This is a genomic window from Halosimplex amylolyticum, from assembly GCF_051414035.1.
Taxonomy (GTDB): Archaea; Halobacteriota; Halobacteria; order Halobacteriales; family Haloarculaceae; genus Halosimplex; species Halosimplex amylolyticum.
In genome coordinates this window covers 1-937 of sequence record NZ_JBLKNW010000021.1, presented here as the reverse complement: position 1 = coordinate 937, position 937 = coordinate 1, and the positions used below count along the sequence as shown (strand labels likewise).

Below are 937 nucleotides of genomic sequence, written 5' to 3'. Positions count from 1 at the left end.
GGCCGTGGTGAATCGCCGGACGGAGCACGATTTCACGGTTTCACGGCTCGCTTGATGTTGTGAACGACACACTTCAGGACAATTTCACGGAACTCACGAAACCATGCTCGCGCACGGATGGCGTCGCCGAGCGTGCGCTTGATCGTGGAGAAGACGGTTTCACACGTCGATCGTTGGCGGTAACGAGGCCCATCGATCCGCGCGTTGTGCGCGTGATCGATGGGCCGGAACTCACGATGTTTGATCAGTGGTCTCACGCCCTCTTCGCGGAGTTTTTCGCGTAACTCCATCCAATCATAGCCCTTGTCAGCAGCGAGACTGGCGAGGTCGCCCGCGTTGCGGCGGGCGACCTGCCAGCCGAGCTGTGTGTCGTGGCGTTTCTCGGTCGTACAGTGAACGTCCAGAATCGCGTGGCTTTCTGTGTCGACGAGCGCAGTCGTTTTGAGCGTCTGGACGCGGTAATTCGTCCGACGACAGTAGTGTTTGCTGGCGGTTTCGCGGTCGAAGAACGTTGCGTCGATCGCGGCGTGACCACTCGTGTCGTGCAACTGCGCCGAGAGGCGCAGCAGCACTCGCCAGAGTGCTGTCTTGATCCTGTCAAACCACTTTACCAGCGTCGAGTGGTCGGGGAGATCGGTCGCGTCGAGGCCGATCTCCCCGAGTATTTGTGGCATCTCGCTCAGCAGATCGAGTGTTTCCCGGTAGGACTTCTCCAGGTAAACCCGCAGACAGTGCAGCGACAGCACCGCGTACTCGGCGAAGCCGCCACCCCCTTCGGGGGCGGCGACTTCGCCTCGCCCACCAACAGCGTTTTTAGCTAACTGAACCGCTTTCTTCGTGAAGCGGGAGATCTTCGACATAGGCATCGGCGATTTCCCGCTTCACTTTCCTAGTTCTGACGGTCGAAGCCAACGCCGTACAGCGATTCACCAGAGCC

At 59.7% G+C, this 937-nt stretch carries 1 protein-coding gene; it reads right to left on the bottom strand.

Annotated elements, in window-relative coordinates; translation table 11 throughout:
• Positions 1–32 precede the first annotated feature (32 nt).
• Positions 33–860: an IS5 family transposase gene (locus ACMGFE_RS26025; protein ID WP_436928183.1), complete on the bottom strand. Its 828-nt coding sequence runs from the start codon at positions 858–860 to the stop codon at positions 33–35.
• Positions 861–937 lie beyond the last annotated feature (77 nt).